Origin of the sequence: Shinella granuli (assembly GCF_004341885.1) — a bacterium.
In the GTDB taxonomy this organism is placed as follows: domain Bacteria; phylum Pseudomonadota; class Alphaproteobacteria; order Rhizobiales; family Rhizobiaceae; genus Shinella; species Shinella granuli.
This window is the reverse complement of the sequence record NZ_SLVX01000029.1, coordinates 26,957-42,501: the sequence shown is the minus strand read 5'-3', so window position 1 is coordinate 42,501 and position 15,545 is coordinate 26,957. Positions and strand designations below refer to the sequence as shown.

The 15,545-nt window shown below is 56.8% G+C and carries 10 protein-coding genes; 6 read left to right on the top strand and 4 right to left on the bottom strand.

Annotated features, from left to right (window positions below; genetic code table 11):
• Positions 1–141: 141 nt before the first annotated feature.
• Positions 142–735 carry a class I SAM-dependent methyltransferase gene (locus EV665_RS27995; RefSeq protein ID WP_133036633.1) on the bottom strand — a complete coding sequence of 198 codons (594 nt, stop codon included), beginning with the start codon at positions 733–735 and terminating at the stop codon, positions 142–144.
• Positions 736–955: 220 nt separating this feature from the next.
• Here EV665_RS27995 and EV665_RS27990 point away from each other — a divergent pair, with 220 nt between their 5' ends.
• Genes EV665_RS27990 through EV665_RS27970 form a run of 5 tightly spaced genes read left to right on the top strand, consistent with a single transcriptional unit; the run spans position 956 to position 7,680 of the window.
• Positions 956–1,264, top strand: coding sequence for an XRE family transcriptional regulator (locus EV665_RS27990; protein WP_133036632.1), 309 nt, complete (start codon positions 956–958; stop codon positions 1,262–1,264).
• Positions 1,265–1,304: 40 nt separating this feature from the next.
• Positions 1,305–2,447: a cysteine desulfurase family protein gene (locus tag EV665_RS27985; RefSeq protein WP_162853186.1), complete on the top strand. Its 1,143-nt coding sequence runs from the start codon at positions 1,305–1,307 to the stop codon at positions 2,445–2,447.
• Positions 2,440–3,390 (top strand): DUF4007 family protein, encoded by a 951-nt coding sequence (locus EV665_RS27980; RefSeq protein WP_133036630.1) that lies wholly within the window; start codon positions 2,440–2,442, stop codon positions 3,388–3,390. The genes EV665_RS27985 and EV665_RS27980 overlap by 8 nt, the downstream gene beginning before the upstream one ends.
• Entirely contained in the window at positions 3,383–6,829 is a 3,447-nt protein-coding gene (locus EV665_RS27975) for an ATP-binding protein (protein WP_133036629.1), read from the top strand. Before EV665_RS27980 ends, EV665_RS27975 begins: the two co-directional genes overlap by 8 nt.
• Complete coding sequence (locus EV665_RS27970) at positions 6,826–7,680, top strand: phosphoadenosine phosphosulfate reductase family protein (RefSeq protein WP_133036628.1); 855 nt, start codon at positions 6,826–6,828, stop codon at positions 7,678–7,680. The genes EV665_RS27975 and EV665_RS27970 overlap by 4 nt, the downstream gene beginning before the upstream one ends.
• Positions 7,681–7,722: 42 nt before the next feature.
• Here EV665_RS27970 and EV665_RS27965 read toward each other — a convergent pair whose 3' ends face one another.
• Together EV665_RS27965 and EV665_RS27960 are read right to left on the bottom strand one after the other, a co-directional pair.
• On the bottom strand, positions 7,723–9,765 hold the full coding sequence (locus EV665_RS27965; protein WP_133036627.1) for a hypothetical protein: 2,043 nt from the start codon (positions 9,763–9,765) through the stop codon (positions 7,723–7,725).
• 2 nt (positions 9,766–9,767) lie between these two features.
• Positions 9,768–12,098 (bottom strand): sensor histidine kinase, encoded by a 2,331-nt coding sequence (locus EV665_RS27960; RefSeq protein WP_133036626.1) that lies wholly within the window; start codon positions 12,096–12,098, stop codon positions 9,768–9,770.
• A 310-nt stretch (positions 12,099–12,408) separates the two neighbouring features.
• Between EV665_RS27960 and EV665_RS27955 the strand changes: the two genes are divergently transcribed.
• On the top strand, positions 12,409–14,811 hold the full coding sequence (locus EV665_RS27955; RefSeq protein WP_133036625.1) for a hypothetical protein: 2,403 nt from the start codon (positions 12,409–12,411) through the stop codon (positions 14,809–14,811).
• A gap of 118 nt (positions 14,812–14,929) precedes the next feature.
• Here EV665_RS27955 and EV665_RS33345 read toward each other — a convergent pair whose 3' ends face one another.
• Positions 14,930–15,403: a site-specific integrase gene (locus tag EV665_RS33345; protein WP_133036624.1), complete on the bottom strand. Its 474-nt coding sequence runs from the start codon at positions 15,401–15,403 to the stop codon at positions 14,930–14,932.
• Positions 15,404–15,545 lie beyond the last annotated feature (142 nt).

Below are 15,545 nucleotides of genomic sequence, written 5' to 3'. Positions count from 1 at the left end.
CGTCTCGTCATGGTCTCTCCTGTTCCCGGCATCTAAGCCGAAGTCAGGCAGAAACTCCACTTATCCCCGCTGTGCAGATTTCCCGAGCCAGCTCTATGCTCATCGATGCTACAGCGAACATGACGACAACTGCAGCGACCACTAATTTGTGCGCGACAACGACCTTATCCATCTTTCCCCCGTCCTAGGTGATGGCAGGTGGTCGACATCAAGGTCGGATCCACGAAACCCTGCCTTGTGAAGCAGATCCTTCCATTCCTCCGGCATCACATAAGAGAAGAACCGTCGGTCGGATGTTCGAGCCTCTCCCGATCCGAGCTTCAGGGAGCAGAATAATAACCCATTTGGCTGCAACACCCGCCTGATTTCGCCAAGAGCAGTGAGCATGTCCGCCCTGTTGATGTGAAGAATAGATGCCGACGCCCAGGCGCCCTCAAATGAAGCGTTAGCGAACGGCAGCTGTAGCATGTCACCCACAACGACCGGGCATTTCGACACCTGTGCGGCGTAACCGGCCAGTCCTGCCGAAACGTCAAGACCGACCGCCTGATAACCGGCTTCACGAAAAGTCCGTAGATCCCGGCCGCTTCCGCAGCCGATGTCGACGATCCCGGCTCCCTTCCGGAGGCCGGCCATGAACGCCCGAACTGGACCATCCATCGACAGGCCCATCGTTGCAGCGGCGTAAGCCGTTGCATTATCATCATAATAGAGCGCAGTTTGGCGGTCGCTCATGAAACACCATGACGCTTGAGCTGATCGTTGTCGAAGTCGAATCAAGCAGGCCTGTAGTGGAATCGTGTTCGGATCGGAAGTCAATTCCGTAGCGGATCGATCGGCTGAGTACTGGCGGCACAAATGGTGTAAAAATCTGTATTCGCAGACAATAAGGGTTGATCAACCCATGGAAATCTCACCATAGTTTGCCAGCAGATTTTCGAATCGAAAGCAACCGATGACCGTGAAGCAGACGGCGACGAAGCCGACCGACCCGCCGTTCGAAGTCGCCTCGACTCTTCGAGCCGAACTGAAATGCCTCCTGAGCAAAGTTCTCCTGTCCGACGGGATCAGTCAGTCGCGGGCGGCGCGCTTGTGCGCGACCGATCAGCCAACGATTTCGAAGCTGCTGTCGGGCCGGTCCGATAGTGTCAGTGCCGAGCAACTTCTTAAGTGGATGGTCCACTTGGGATACGATGTGGAAATATCCATTCGCCGAGCTGCGAATCCCGGTACTGCCGCGGTTAGGGCGGTGTCGCATGTCTGATCCTGCGCGAGAACGCGCTGTCAGTTCGCGATCAAATGCGATGATCTATCTTGACCACCACGCCACCACGCCGGTCGACTCTCGCGTGGTTGACATTGTCACGCGCGCAATGCTCGACGACTACGGGAACGCCAACGGGGTCGAAAACCTCCATGGGGAAAGAGCCGCCAGCATTGTCGATCGATCGAAGGCCAGTGTGGCTTCGCTATTGCGCTCCGATCCAGCCGATGTCCATTTCACCTCAGGTTCTACCGAGGCAATAGAGCTCGCACTCTCCCATGCAATCGCATCTGGCAAAGCGCCGCTTCGCGTTGGCCTTTCGACCGTCGAACACAAGGCGGTGATCGATTATGTCCTGCGTGCAGAGGGGCTGGGGCTATGCACGAAGGTCTGGCTGCCGGTCAATGACGAGGCGATGCTGGATTGGACCGCCTTTGAAACCGCCCTCCATTCTGGTCTCGATTTGGTTTGTGTCATGGCCGCGAACAACGAGGTCGGCACGACCTATCCCATCACTGAGGTCGCGGCAGCGTCGCACCTATTCGGCGCAAAGATCTTGGTCGACGCGACCCAGGCCGTTGGTCGGATGGAGATCGACACTGAGGGCGACAATCTGGATTACGTGGTCGTGAGTGCTCATAAGGTCTATGGGCCAAAAGGAATTGGCGCGCTCATCTCGCGTCACTTTGAGCCTTCTCACCTGACCGGTCTACGTGGAGCCCACCAGGCGACGCCAAACGTCCCCGGGATTGCCGGGATGGGACGAGCGTTCGAGATCATGGAGATGGAGGGCGATGAGGAGTCTAGGCGCTTAGCGCTGCTGCGTGATCTGTTGCTACGACGGCTGCAAGCGCTCGTTCCCGGCCTGGTGGTCAACGGCTCCGAGAAGGATCGGTTGCCGCACAATCTTCACGTCTCGGCACCCGGTGCACCGAATGACATTGTGCTACTTCGTTTGCGCGGCCAGGTTTCTGTGTCGACGGGATCGGCATGCAACAGTGGTGCGCAGGAGCCGTCCCACGTTCTACGAGCCATGGGACTTGACGCTGCGCGGATCGAATCGTCGCTTCGCATGGGGTTGGGGCGCTCCACCAGCAACGATGACGTCAAGATCGCCGCCACGTTGATAGCAGATGCCATCGCCGATGTCCGATCGTCTCTTTCTGGAGAAAGCTATGCTTGACCTCTCACTCTCTGATGGTCTGCCGCCATTTCGCTTTTCGGGCCACGAGACTTTTGCGTGCCGGTACGCTTGGCTTCCCAAAGCCTATCGCGCAATCAAAGCGAACAGCGGCATATTCTTCGACGAAGACGCTGCCATGGTCGAGCTTGGCATCGGAAAAAACATGGTTCGGTCTTTGCGGTTCTGGGTGGATGTGATGGGGATCGCGAAACCGACAGCCGACCGGACCCACGTGCTGACATCAACAGCACAAGCCATTTTTGAAGACGGCGGCCATGATCCTTATCTTGAGGATGTCCGGACACTTTGGTTGTTGCATTGGAACATGTCGTCGGGTGCCGCACCTGCGCTTTTTGCCTGGCATTACCTGATTGGTTCCTGGCCCTATCCGGAGTTCACGCGATCTGAGGCGCTCGCAGCATTTCTGCGCCAGTCTGAGCGGCTCGGTTACTCCCATTCAAGTGTGACCTTGGGACAGCACCTTGATATTTTCCTGCATACATATATGCCCGCACGATCCGCTCGGGTGGGTATCGAGGATTCGCTCGACGGACCGCTTGTCGAGCTTCGGCTTCTTCAGCAGACCGGTGAAAAACGCAGCGAGGGCGGCCGCTGGGAAGCAGTCTATGCCTTTCGTCGGGAAGCCAAGCCGGACATCACGAACGAACTCTTCGCTTATGCCCTGCTCGATTATTGGGACCGAACCGCAGTCGGGGAGAAGACCTTGCTCGTCCGACAGGTGACATCGGCGCCCGGGGCGCCCGGGCAAGTGTTCAAGCTGCCGGAGGAAGATATCAGAGCCCGGCTGGAATGGCTGTCGCAGCAGAAGGAATTTGGAATAGGTTATCGTCCTTCTGCCATCCAGGGGTTGTTAACAAGAGATAATTTGCTATCGGTAAGTGCCGACCTCATTTACAAGAACAGGATAACGTCGCATGGCTGACACCTTGACGGGATCAATTGCCGCATTGTTTTCGACGCCGGGGCGGTTCTTGCGTTCGGTCCAGCTCGAGAAGGATTTTCTCGACGAGAAGGCATTGGAGGGATATTTCGTAACGCCTCCAATGTCCCAAGCGCTGCGGCGCATTTTCGACAGCCTTCGCCAGGGTTCCAGACGCCGAGCGTGGCGCGTGACCGGCGACTATGGCGTCGGAAAGTCAACGATGGCACTGGTTCTTGCTCGGCTTTTAAGCGATCCGGCTGGCGAAGATAGCATACGGATCCGCCAGCAACTGGGCTATCCGGCTCCTCCGAGCGAAAAGCCGCTCCTCTCGGTCCTCATCACAGGAAGTCGCGAAAACATAGCCGGGGCTGTGGCACGCGGCATTCGCGAATGCCTGTCGGCCGGCCCAGCGCACGAGATCACCAATGCGCGTCTTGAAGCCGCGCTGGTTGCCTGTGAGACCGAGGGAACCGCCCGCTCGCTGGAGCACCTACTCAATCAACTCTGCAAATGCGCAGCAACCATCGATCACGGTGTGCTCCTCATCATTGACGAGTTGGGCAAGCTTCTCGAATACGCAGCAATCAATCCCGACCATGAGGATGTCTTTGCCCTGCAAAGGCTGGCCGAACTCGCCTCCCGAAGCGGGGACCACCCCCTTTTGCTTGTGGGCGTCCTTCATCAAGGGTTTCAGGCCTACGCGGAGCGGTTGCCCGCTTCACTGCGTCACGAGTGGGACAAGGTCGCCGGGCGTTTTGAGGAAATTGTCTTCGATCAGCCCCTCGTGCATACCGCTGCGCTCGCAGCCGGCGCCTTGGGTATCGATGTCAAACGATTGCCGACGGAGCTAGTGAAGCAGGCACGCAAGGCCGTCGGCGATGCAGAACGTATCGGCTGGATCGCAGCCAAGTCTTTCGACGTCGATCCGGCCGCACTCTATCCTCTGCATCCTGCCGTCCTGCCGGCCATGGTCAGGTTTTTCGCCCAGTTCGGACAAAGCGAGAGATCCTTGTTCGGTTTTCTGCTGTCCTCCGAACCAATGGCGCTTCAATCCTTCGCAGAGGCGCGCCCTGTCGGTACCGCATGGTTCGACCTTGCAGACTTCTACAGCTATGTGCGAACCTCGTTTGGCCATCGCCTGTCGTCGCCAAATGTACAGTCCTCCTGGTTGAGGATCGTCGCGACTATCGACGGCCTTGCCGATGCGACTGCTCCCGAAGTCAAGGTTCTGAAAGCTGTCGGTCTGCTCAACCTCCTGGACGCGGACGATCTAGTTCCAACGCGGCGGAGCTTGGCGGCGGCGCTGGTTCTCGACGGCGCAAAGTCCCTGGGGGCCGTCGTTGACGACCTTGTCGCGCGTGGAGTTCTTTTTGAGCGCCGCGACGGAGGTGCCCTGCGTCTGTGGCCAAGCCTCAGTGTCAATCTTCCTGCCGCCGTCGAAGCAGGAAAACGTGCCGTGGGAACGATAGAAACTGTCGCCCCGGCACTGGCAACGCTCATTGAGCCCGAGATGGTGCTGGCGCGCCGGCATTACCTCGAAACCGGCACCATGCGCTACTTCGAGCTCCGGTATGCGCTCGGGGATGATTTCGCAAAGGCTGTCGACCGTCCGACCCAGGCTGACGGCCTGATCATTCTTGTGCTGGCAGACCAGAAGGAGCAGTTGCACGCGTTGCGCAAACTGATGATGGAAAACGCGCCGGATGATCCTGCGCTCCTGATCGGCTTGCTTCCGCCGCTCTGGCATCTCTCGGCGTACCTGCAAGACCTAATGATCTGGCAATGGGTAGAAGCCAACACGCCAGACCTGGCGAGCGACGATTTCGCCGCCGCGGAGGTCCACCGCCAAGTGGCACGGGCGCGCCAGGCCTTGATGACGCGGTTTTCGATGCTCACCGCGGAAAACGCAGCCGGGCCGCTTCGGTGGATACATCTGGGTAAGGAGCTCGCAGTTGAGGTCCATCCAGCAAAGATCGTATCCGATCTCTGCGCCAAACTCTATCCGTTGGCGCCGCGCGTGACGAACGAGCTCGTCAACCGCAACGTCCTGAGCAGCGCGGCCGCCTCAGCTCGCATGCGTCTTATCGAAGGCATGTTCAATTCGCCCGACAAAGCCAATCTCGGAATCGATGAGAGAAAGTCGCCTCCCGAGAAGTCGATGTATTTGTCCGTTCTGAAGCGTGGATCCCTGCATGTATCAGATGGCGACGACTACCATCTGCAGATCCCGTCTGGAGACGCAGACAAGTTGCACTTGCAACCAAGTCTCACGTTCATCTTGCAGCAGGTTCGCGATGCAAGAGGATGCAGGGTCGAGATTTCGGCGCTGCTCGAGCAGCTAGGTCGACGGCCCTACGGGGTGCGCGAAGGGTTGGCTCCAATCTTGCTCGCTCTCGTATTGAAACTGCACGGGCATGAACTGGCATTATATGAGAACGGAACATTCTTGCCGAAGTGCGGCTCGATGGAATTCCTGCGCCTTATCAAGGCGCCGAAGACGTTCGAAATCCAGCACTGCAGCGTAGAGGGTGTTCGCTCCGAAGTATTCGATCGTCTCGCCAAACTGTTCGCGAACGGCGTACAGGGACGCCAGCCAGTCTTGCTGGACGTCGTCACCGAGCTCTGCCAGTTCGCTGCCAAACTTCCAGACTATACCCGCAAGGCAAAGGCGCTGTCTCCGACGACCTTGGCCGTCCGCGATGCGTTGCTATCGGCGCGCGAACCGGCAACCCTTCTGTTCACCGAACTGCCCCAAGCGTGCGGGCTGCCCAGCTTCAACGAAGAATCCGGAGGTGCCCATGTTGGAGAGTTCATGGCCCGCTTTACGGATGCTGTCCAGGAGCTGCAGAACACGTATGGTGAACTCATCAAACGGATCATTCACAGTACAAGCTCGGCGATCGGACAGGATCCCAGGCAGTTTGACCGCGTCGCCATAGCTTCACGCGGGGCACGCGTATCCCTGGCGGCGCGAGAGCCGCGGCTCCGGGCGTTCGCATTGCGACTTCGCGATCCGGCCCTGAATGAACAAGCCTGGGCGGAATCGCTTGCAAGCTTCGTGGTCGCCAAGCCGCCAGCCCGCTGGCTGCCGGGTGACGAAGCCCGTTTCACCGAAGAAATCGGCGCACTGGCGGAAATATTCGACAAGGTCGAAAGCACGATCTTCTCGACCTCAGAGGACCGTCCCGACGTCGATGCGATCCGGCTTAACCTCACACGTGGTGACGGTCGCGATCTCGTCAAGGTACTTCATCCCGTTGCGCTCGACCGGGCCGATCAGGATGCGCTCGACGCGCTGGAGAAGCGGCTTCCTCAGGGTGAGACCCAGCGCGTTCAGATTCTGGCTAATCTGCTTTGGCAGGAACTTGAGAAGATCAAGGATACGGCCTCGCAGAAGGCAGCTGACCAGGATCATTCCAGAGGCAAAATTCCTTCATGATCACGGACTACGGAAACAGAATTTCTGCCTCGTTCGGAGGCGAAGAGCCTCGTCATATCCTGAGCCTCTCCGGCGGCAAGGACAGCGCCGCGCTGGCAATCTATTTGCGCGATCGTGTCCCAGAGATCGAGTACATTTTTCATGACACGGACAAGGAGCTGCCGGAAACCTACGACTATATCGGCCGGTTGGAGGCCATTCTGGGTAAGCCGATCGTGCGCACGACACCGACCGACAGCTTTGATCACTGGCTGACGGTTTACAGAGGCATGCTGCCGTCAAACCACCGGCGCTGGTGCACGAAGATGCTCAAGCTCAAGCCTTTCGAAAGCTATGTCGGCGACGGCCCTGTCATCAACTATGTAGGATTGCGGGCCGACGAAAATCGCTCAGGCTACATCAGCACGAAACCTAATATACTTGCTGTCTATCCCTTCCAGGACGACGGTCTGGTGCGCGCGGACATCATCCGCATTCTCGAGGATTCCGGCCTGGGCCTGCCTCCTTACATGGATTGGGGTCGATCACGCTCCGGATGCTACTTCTGCTTTTACCAGCAGAAGATAGAATGGGTCAGGCTTCTGGAAACACACCCGACCTACTTCGAGCTGGCGCAAGCCTATGAAGAGCGCGCAGTTCAATTCGGAGACCAGTTCTATTGGTGCCAGAATGAGTCTCTTCGCGAACTGGCAAGACCCGAGCGTGTAGCAAAGATCAAGGCAGACTGGGAGAAAAGCCAAGCCAAGAAGCGCGCGAGTCGCAAATCGCTTGCGCTCGTCGAGACCTTGGGCGGGCTGGAAGTGGAAGACGACAGTCACTTGCGCGATGGCTGCCTGGTCTGCTCTATCTGAACGGTGCCCTGCGGCACCGAGGATCTTAGCCCCTGACCGAATTCAGAGTACCAGCGACGGATCGATCGGCTGGATCTCGAATTTCTGCTCGAGTTCGGGCTCTACGGTTTTGGCTTTCACGAAGGCAACGATGAAGTCATGGTTGTGCTTCTTGAGGTCGATTTCCGACAGCGACTTGCAACGCAGATAAACGACCGCGTCGGTGTTTGGCGTGCTCGCCTTGCTTGAGGTGCCCTTGAATATAATTGGGCGATGAAGGTCGCTCAAGAACCCGGCTTGACCGGATTTTTCCAGGAGCCTTGTCATTTTTTTCGATTGAAACTGTTCGCTTCGGGACTGGACCCATTCCCGGACCGACCAGGCCAGGTCGTCACGCAGACAGAAGGCCCTCCCCTTCTGTGTTGCAAACGTCCAGGCGGGCTGAACGCCTGTATTGAGATCGACCACGGTCTCGTAGCCGTCCGTAGCTTCCTCGCGGCCGGTCTTGGCCAGGATCCTTACACCGACATATTCCGACATGACGGGGGACACTGGAACACCTACTCGACCGACATCAGCAAATAACATGTGCTGAAGTTCCGCATGATGGAGGTCCCTCAAACGAGCCGCCCATTTGTAACGGCCAGCAAGGGCTTCCGTCGTTTTCATGCTGTCTATCCCGACAGTGAATGGCCATTTGGTATTCCACTTGATGGCATACGGCTTCTTGTTCAACATCAGAAGGTGCGTTGTTGGCGCATCGACGTCTGACAGGGCCACCAGATCTCCGCCAACCATCGTCACCATCCGCAGCGGGTTTTCCTTCGAACGTTCGGGAATGAGATCGCAGGCCGGCGTGACCACCGCGAGCACGCTTGGCATGTTCTTGCGCTTTTTTTTGACCGCGAGCGTCGTGCCGAACGCGTCATTATAGGTCGCGAGATCGATAAAAATATCGCCGGCCCAAGCTTTCGGCTTGAAATCACCTTCAGCAATCGGGACCTGACTTGTCGTCAACGAGCTGTAGAGATCGGTAATGGCGGCGGTTGGTGAAACGCGGCCAGGAATGGCCTGCGGAAGCTTCAGCTCCCTCAACCGTGCAGAGGCCTGCCGCTTCTCCATCTCGCGCTCGACCATATCGACAAGGCGACCGCTGAAGAGCGAGCTGATGTATTGCGAGAGCGGCGTTTTTTCAGCCGTCAGACGATATTCCTGCAGGTAAGAATAGTCCGGAAGATCCAGCTCTCGCAGGGACGACATCATGTCATCGGCGGCGGCGTCAACGCTTTGCTTCCATTCCTCCAAGAACGCCCAAAGAGCATCGGCCTGACCGCGAAACTGTGCCAAGCCGATAATCGTATGCTGCATTCGCGCCGCGTTTTTTTCGGCATATTCCTTCGGAAGAAAAGCCATTTTGCTGGCAAGCATTTTGGCGCCGGAGCGGAAATCTGGCAGATGCTCCGGCTTGGCGAGCGAGGAGATCAACATGACAAGAGGGATGCGTTGCTTGGCATCCTTCTGTGTCAGCTCGACAAGCTCCTTGAGGAAGTTGATTGAGCGGTCTCGGGCTTCGATCTTCAGCTTCTCGTCTACCTGAGCATCGGCACCGTTCGGGATCTCGTCGCCCAGGTAATAATCAAGGAAGATCAGATCATAGCCGACGACGTCAGCGGCGCGCGTCGTGCTATCCATCTCATCGACAGAGGCCTTGGCCTCGTCGATGAGCATCTTTTTCAGGATCCGCAATGGGCGCAGCTTATCGCTCTTTTCGACGCCAATGATCCGAAACATTGGTGCGAGCAATTCGGCCAGCGGGCTGCCGGCCTCCTCGGCTGAATATTCCTTCCACAGCGCCTCAACCATGTCTTCATCATCGTGCTGGGCAAAGATCTCGGCATGCGTCCTGCCCAGGCGCTTCTCGAGATGCTTTATGAGCGGTTCCGACTCCTTCTGCCCCACCATCTCGCGGACCTTCGTGCGGACGGCGACAAAATCGGATCTCTGAACCTTACCCGTGTCGATCTGGTCGAAGGCATCGTCGACGATCGCTACCTTTTTGATGCCGGCATTTTTAAAGACTGTCCTCAATTCATTATTGTAGATCATCGTCAGCCCATATCTAAGACAAAAGTGTTGTAGCGGCCTTCACGCACCGTGCTTGCGCGCTCGATATCAAGTGTCCAGCCATGATAGGCCGCCAGCTCACGCGATATGTAGAGACCCAGTCCATGCCCCTCGCCGGCAGGTCGCCTTGTCACAAAGGCCTGGAAGATTTCGCTTGCCATCTCCGGCGCAACTCCCGGCCCGTTATCGGTAATGCTCACAAACTTTTCGCTGGCGTCGACCTCGATCGTCAGGACCTGACGATAACCTTCTTCGAGTTTTTCCTGTTGCTTCATCCAGTAAAACGAGTTTGACAGCAGGTTTTCAACGATCTGGATGAACATGCCCTTCACCGCCTTGATCTTCCACGGCCCAGCAGACTGGAAGCTTCCCGTGACCTCGATCCTATGGCGTGCCAGCTGCCCAGCTCGTCCTCCAACAATGTCACGCAGCACTTCTACCACATCAAAGTTTTCCTTGACTTGCCGGCGCGAGGCGCTGATCGGATCGAGATTGGCAACCCTTTTTTCGATTGTGACCAACTGATCGGAGAGAACCGTGATCGCTGAGGCAGTCGAGCGCTGCAGAGCGGTTCGATCAATATCGCGAAGCGTGGACAAAGTCGCGGCCGCCGTTCGAGACAGTTCATGCATGACGAATTCGACCATAAGCCCAATCCCAGCCAGATGGACCAACTGCGCGCGGTCGTTTGCGACTTCCTCGCTGAGCGACTTGACCTCGTTCAGATATCCCGTCAGCCCGCGCAAGAGATTAAGCGCGTTGGCGATCAGTGGCTTGTTTTCCGGTGGAAGGATCCGCTCGATTTGCTGAAGCTGGCGCTTGATATCAGTTTCCGAAGCCTCGATTTTCTCCTCGATGTTCTCCAGGGTGGTTTGCTCCTGGATGCGGGCCGCTTTGTCTTCCCGGTCCAGAAAACCTTTGAACTCGGTGAGCAAGACATGCTGCAAAAGCTTCACCAGCGCCTGCTTTTCCCGGGTCTCTGTTAGTCCTTCACGGTTCGTCTGGTCCGTCAGGGCGCGATTTTGCCAGCTGATCTTCACCCGCCCCAGAACCTGTTGACGGTTGAGCTTGAACCCCTTCGATGCAAAGGCTCGCTTGTCGAGCTCCAGCCAGTCGTCACTGCCACCGCCGTAAGGGTTCACCCGATACCCGTCGCGAAACAACATTAGCCCGCCAGACCACTTGCCAACCTCGTTCGTAATATCTTTGCGCGTGAGAGAACCGACCGCATGCAGCAGACGGCGGTTAAACCACCACATCTGCATCGTGAATGGCCCCAATGACACCAAAGCCTCGGGGCCTGAAAGCTTGACCACGGACAGAAGTTCGCTCACGTTGAGGTCAAAGGTCCGGCGCTTGTCGCGAAGATTGTACGTCGCCGAGCCGGAAAGGCGCGGGCGCCCGTCGACGATCTCATATTTCGCCTCGCAGCGCCCATGGGCTAAATCGAGAATTCGAGTATCGATTTCGTCAATGTAAACCCGATCCTTGCCGTATGAAACCTGGATGAGATTGTTGGCGACGCCTTCGTCAAACGGATCGACCAGCTTTGCGAACTCATGGTTGGCAATGGCGGTGACCTTTTCCAGCGTCCAATCAGCCTTCAACCGTCTCATGATGACGGTCGTCCCTGAGCGGCCGGGATCTTGCTTCGGCGTGCCGATGATTGGATCAACAGACACCTCATGCAGCTTGGCGTCGGAGGCGTGACTGAACACGCTCCAGTCGATGTCGAGCACGTTGAGATGCGTTTCACCGGCTTTCGAGGTCTCGACGGTCAGCAAATCGCCCAGCCGCATCGTTGAAAGACGGCCGACGCCCTTTTCGCCAAGCGGCGCGCGTTGCCCCGGGAGCAAAGCCTCTTTGGTTTGTTGCCGGGAACGCGTCCCAATCGTCAGATAGACTTGTTGGAGGTCCTCCAAGCTCATGCCCTTGCCGGTGTCGACAACGCGCACATAGTTGTTCTCGTCATACCAGCGCCACAAGGCGGCCATGATCGCTTGAGGGGTGTCTAGCTCCGCAATGGTCGCGCGCATTTCTCCAACGGCTTGAGCGTCGATGACCAGTAGCTTGGGCAGCTGGACAGCTTTTTCGAATCGCTCGCGCAGTTTCGCAGCGTCCGCCTCCGCGTCTTCGATTGCGCCGATCAACGTGTCGAAGACCGAGCGGACGCACTTTATCTGGACGTCGATCGCTACCTTTTTGGAGTCGGCATCGATGGCGTTTTTGATCAACTCGTACAGGGCGATCCCGTCAGAGCTGATCAATTCGGCGCCGAGCTCGAGAATGGTTCGAGCTAATATTTGAAATGCCATGTCTTTTCCCGAATAACGTGTGCCCGACACACTAGGTAAAACTAATTAATGGGAACTCAATTGCAACGCAAATTCTGCGTCAGATACGACCGCAACTTCTGATGCGTGGCGAACTAGAGAACGCTGCTTTCAGGGGGATTCCTAGAGATGATGACATGCTCAATACCGCAGCAAACCATGAGCTGACATTAAGAAAGCTGTGTTCAATCAGAAGGCGTATGACCGCTGGGTCATCACCCTGTTGACTCCTGCCGATCGGAGGTCACAAATTCTTGGGCAACTGCCGGGGGAGAAATGAAAGACCTTTTTTTTGCGATTGCTGCGCGCAGGCACTGAAGTTGAAATCGAAGCCATACTGAAGGGCGAGGGGTTGATCGACGATCCTTCACGATGGACGCCGTACGGCGACAACGAATCCTTCTACGGCGTCGTTGAAAACCAGCAGGCCCATCCCGTGCCGGCGCTGGTCGAGAAGATCATGAATGGTATCGACGCGATACTGGAAAAGAAGGTCGTGGCCGACGGTATCGATATCAGATCTGATAAGGCTCCGGGCAGCATCAAGGAAGCGCTTGATCGTTACTTCCCCAACAATCGTAATTGGGATTTAGGGGACTTGCGCCGGCAGCAGGCGCGCGAGTTGCAAATCGTGGCCTCCGGCCCGCGCCGCGACACTTCTCTGATGATTTACGACGATGGCGTTGGGCAAGCGCCCGAGGATTTTCCAGGGACGTTCCTGTCATTGTTAAGGGGTAACAAGAACGACGTCCATTTCGTGCAGGGCAAGTACAATATGGGGGGCGCCGGCGCCATCGCGTTTTGCGGTGACCTGCGGTATCAGCTTGTCGCCAGCAAGCGTTTCGATGGCAGGCATCCCCTTGGCTTCACCCTTCTGCGGCGCCATCCACCCAAACTTGCGGAAGCGGCCCATCGGAAGAATACCTGGTACGAATACCTTGTGTTCGATGGAAAGGTCCCAACCGTCGACATCGGGGAGTTGGATGTCGGGCTGGAAGGCCGCAAATTCAAAACCGGCTCGCTTCTCAAGCTTTATTCTTATCGCCTGCCGGAGGGCGCGCGATCGATCATTTCGCGCGACCTCAATCTCAGCCTCAATGAGTACCTGTTTGAACCTGCCCTTCCTTTCCTCACCGTCGACAACAACGAGCGCTATCCCGATAACCGTGCACCGGTAACGCCGGTTTATGGACTGAAGAGGCGTCTGGAAGGCGACGCCGAGATGCTCGAGGCAAAGTTTTCCGAGAGCTCCCAGACCGCGGAGTTCGGGGACCTAACTGTCACGGTCTATGTTTTCAAGGCGCTCTCGCGCACAAGCGTGAAGGAGACCAAGCAGTACATTCAGCGCGAATATTTCAAAAACAATATGGCTGTCCTGTTCTCGATGAACGGGCAAGTCCAGGGATCGTATACCGCTGAGTTCATCACTCGGGCTCTGAAAATGCCGCTTCTCAAGGATTACTTACTCGTACATGTTGACTGCACGAACTTGCATCTTGAGGTGCGCAACGAGCTGTTCATGGCCTCCAGGGATCGCTTAAAGTCGAGTGACAAGGCCGAAGCACTCCGCAAACATCTCCGCGACCTGCTATCGACCGGTGCGCTAAAGGACATCGCCAAGAGACGCAAGGCGAGTTTAGCTGTGGGCAGCGAAGATGCCGGTCAGATGCTGAAGGATCTGACACGTAACCTGCCGATCAACGATGCCTTGACGAAAATTTTGCGTCAGACCTTCGACCTGCCAGTTCCCAAGACCGGGGACGCCCCTAAAAACACCAAGGACGCTTCCGACAAGGTCAAGCGGGAGCCGAGAGAAACTGCCCCATTTGATCCGAAACGCTACCCCTCCACGTTCAAGGTCAAAGGCGGAGAGGCTGGCGAGGCAACGGTCAAGCTCTTCAAGCTGCCCCATGGCGGCAGTCGAACGATCTCGTTCGCAACCGATGTGGAGAACGATTACTTCGATCGAAGCGACGACCCCGGTCGGCTTTCCCTTGCCATCATGCGTCCTGGAGAAGCCTCTGGCGGTGAGGGACCGTCGCCCGAGCCGGCTGATAACGGGGATCTTGTCGATATTCGCCGGTCCAATCCCTCGGACGGAACGATCAGGATCGGCTTGAAAGCCTCCAGCGAGCTACAGGTTGGAGATGTCATTGAGATAAAGGCGAGTCTGTCCAGCCCCTCCGGCGACCTTGTCGAGACGGTGCTGGTCCGGGTAACCGATCCTGACAAGAAAGTTGAAGAACCCAAGCCACAGCCCGAACCAGCGATGGGAATTCCTGAGCTGGTCCTGTGCTCGCACGACGGCGCCAATGGAACGAAGTCGTGGGATGACATAAACGCTGGCGGGGTCGAGATGGATTATGCAACGGTCGTTTATCCTCATGTCGATGAAGACAAGCTATCGACGATCTTTATAAACCTCGACAGCACGGTCTTGCGCGATTTCAAGAGCGGTGCTCGGTCGTCAGAAGCCCATGAACTCGCAGAGCGGCGGTATGTAAGCACGGTCTACTTTCATACGCTGTTCCTGTTCGCCACGACGAAGTCCCGAAAATACTCGATGACGCGAGGCGAGAACCAGGCGGAGGAGCAGATCGAAATCGCCGACTACGTCTCTGATCTCTTCAGCACCTCATACGCCCAGTTCCTCTTGAACTTCGACACTGGCGAGCTAGTCGATGCGCTGGGGTAGAACGGCGTTCGAAGGTTCTCATCGTGGCACCCGTTAGCATATTCGGCGCGGATACGTCAGTTTAGCACAGCAGCCTCGACGTGGCTGGTAACGGCTGCTGACGGAAAAAACAGCTTTGTCAAAAAACTGCAGACCGTAATGTGTCCGTTGCGTCATGCCACCGTGTGGGCTTTCCGCCGCAGGTTGGTGTCTCGCTAACTCGCATGCCGGTCGTGAATAGCAAGGTGATGATCAGCCTCAGCAAAGGGCGGGCCACCTTCACGGCCTGAAAAAGTGCACGAAGCTCAAACACAGACAAGCATCGTGGCAACCGCTTCGAAGAGTAAGACGCACATCGACGGTTCGGAACGCTGATGAAAAGCCGCTGTCGCTGCGCTCGCGCCATTTGAACATCGCTCTGAAACGCCAGCCGGCGCCTGATAGTCGAAATCGATAACTTGCGAATGGAGGAGAGCCATACGATGTAAGCATTGATATCCTCCGATGAACCTAACCCCGCCAGATCTCGCTCCCTCAGATAGCGGCGGGGTTTCGCTATATCCCGTTCATATGCCTTCAGCGTGTTTTCGAATAGGTTACGGCGTGCTTCCAATACTTTAGGAAATTCTCCGCAGGATTTTCAAAGTCCCTAAGGGCCTCCTTTGGCAGAGGCCAACGCTACAGCAGAAGTCTCACCTTTCCTACTTGATTGGGCGTCTTCAATTCGATCACCTATAAGGATGGTAGGCGTCGTG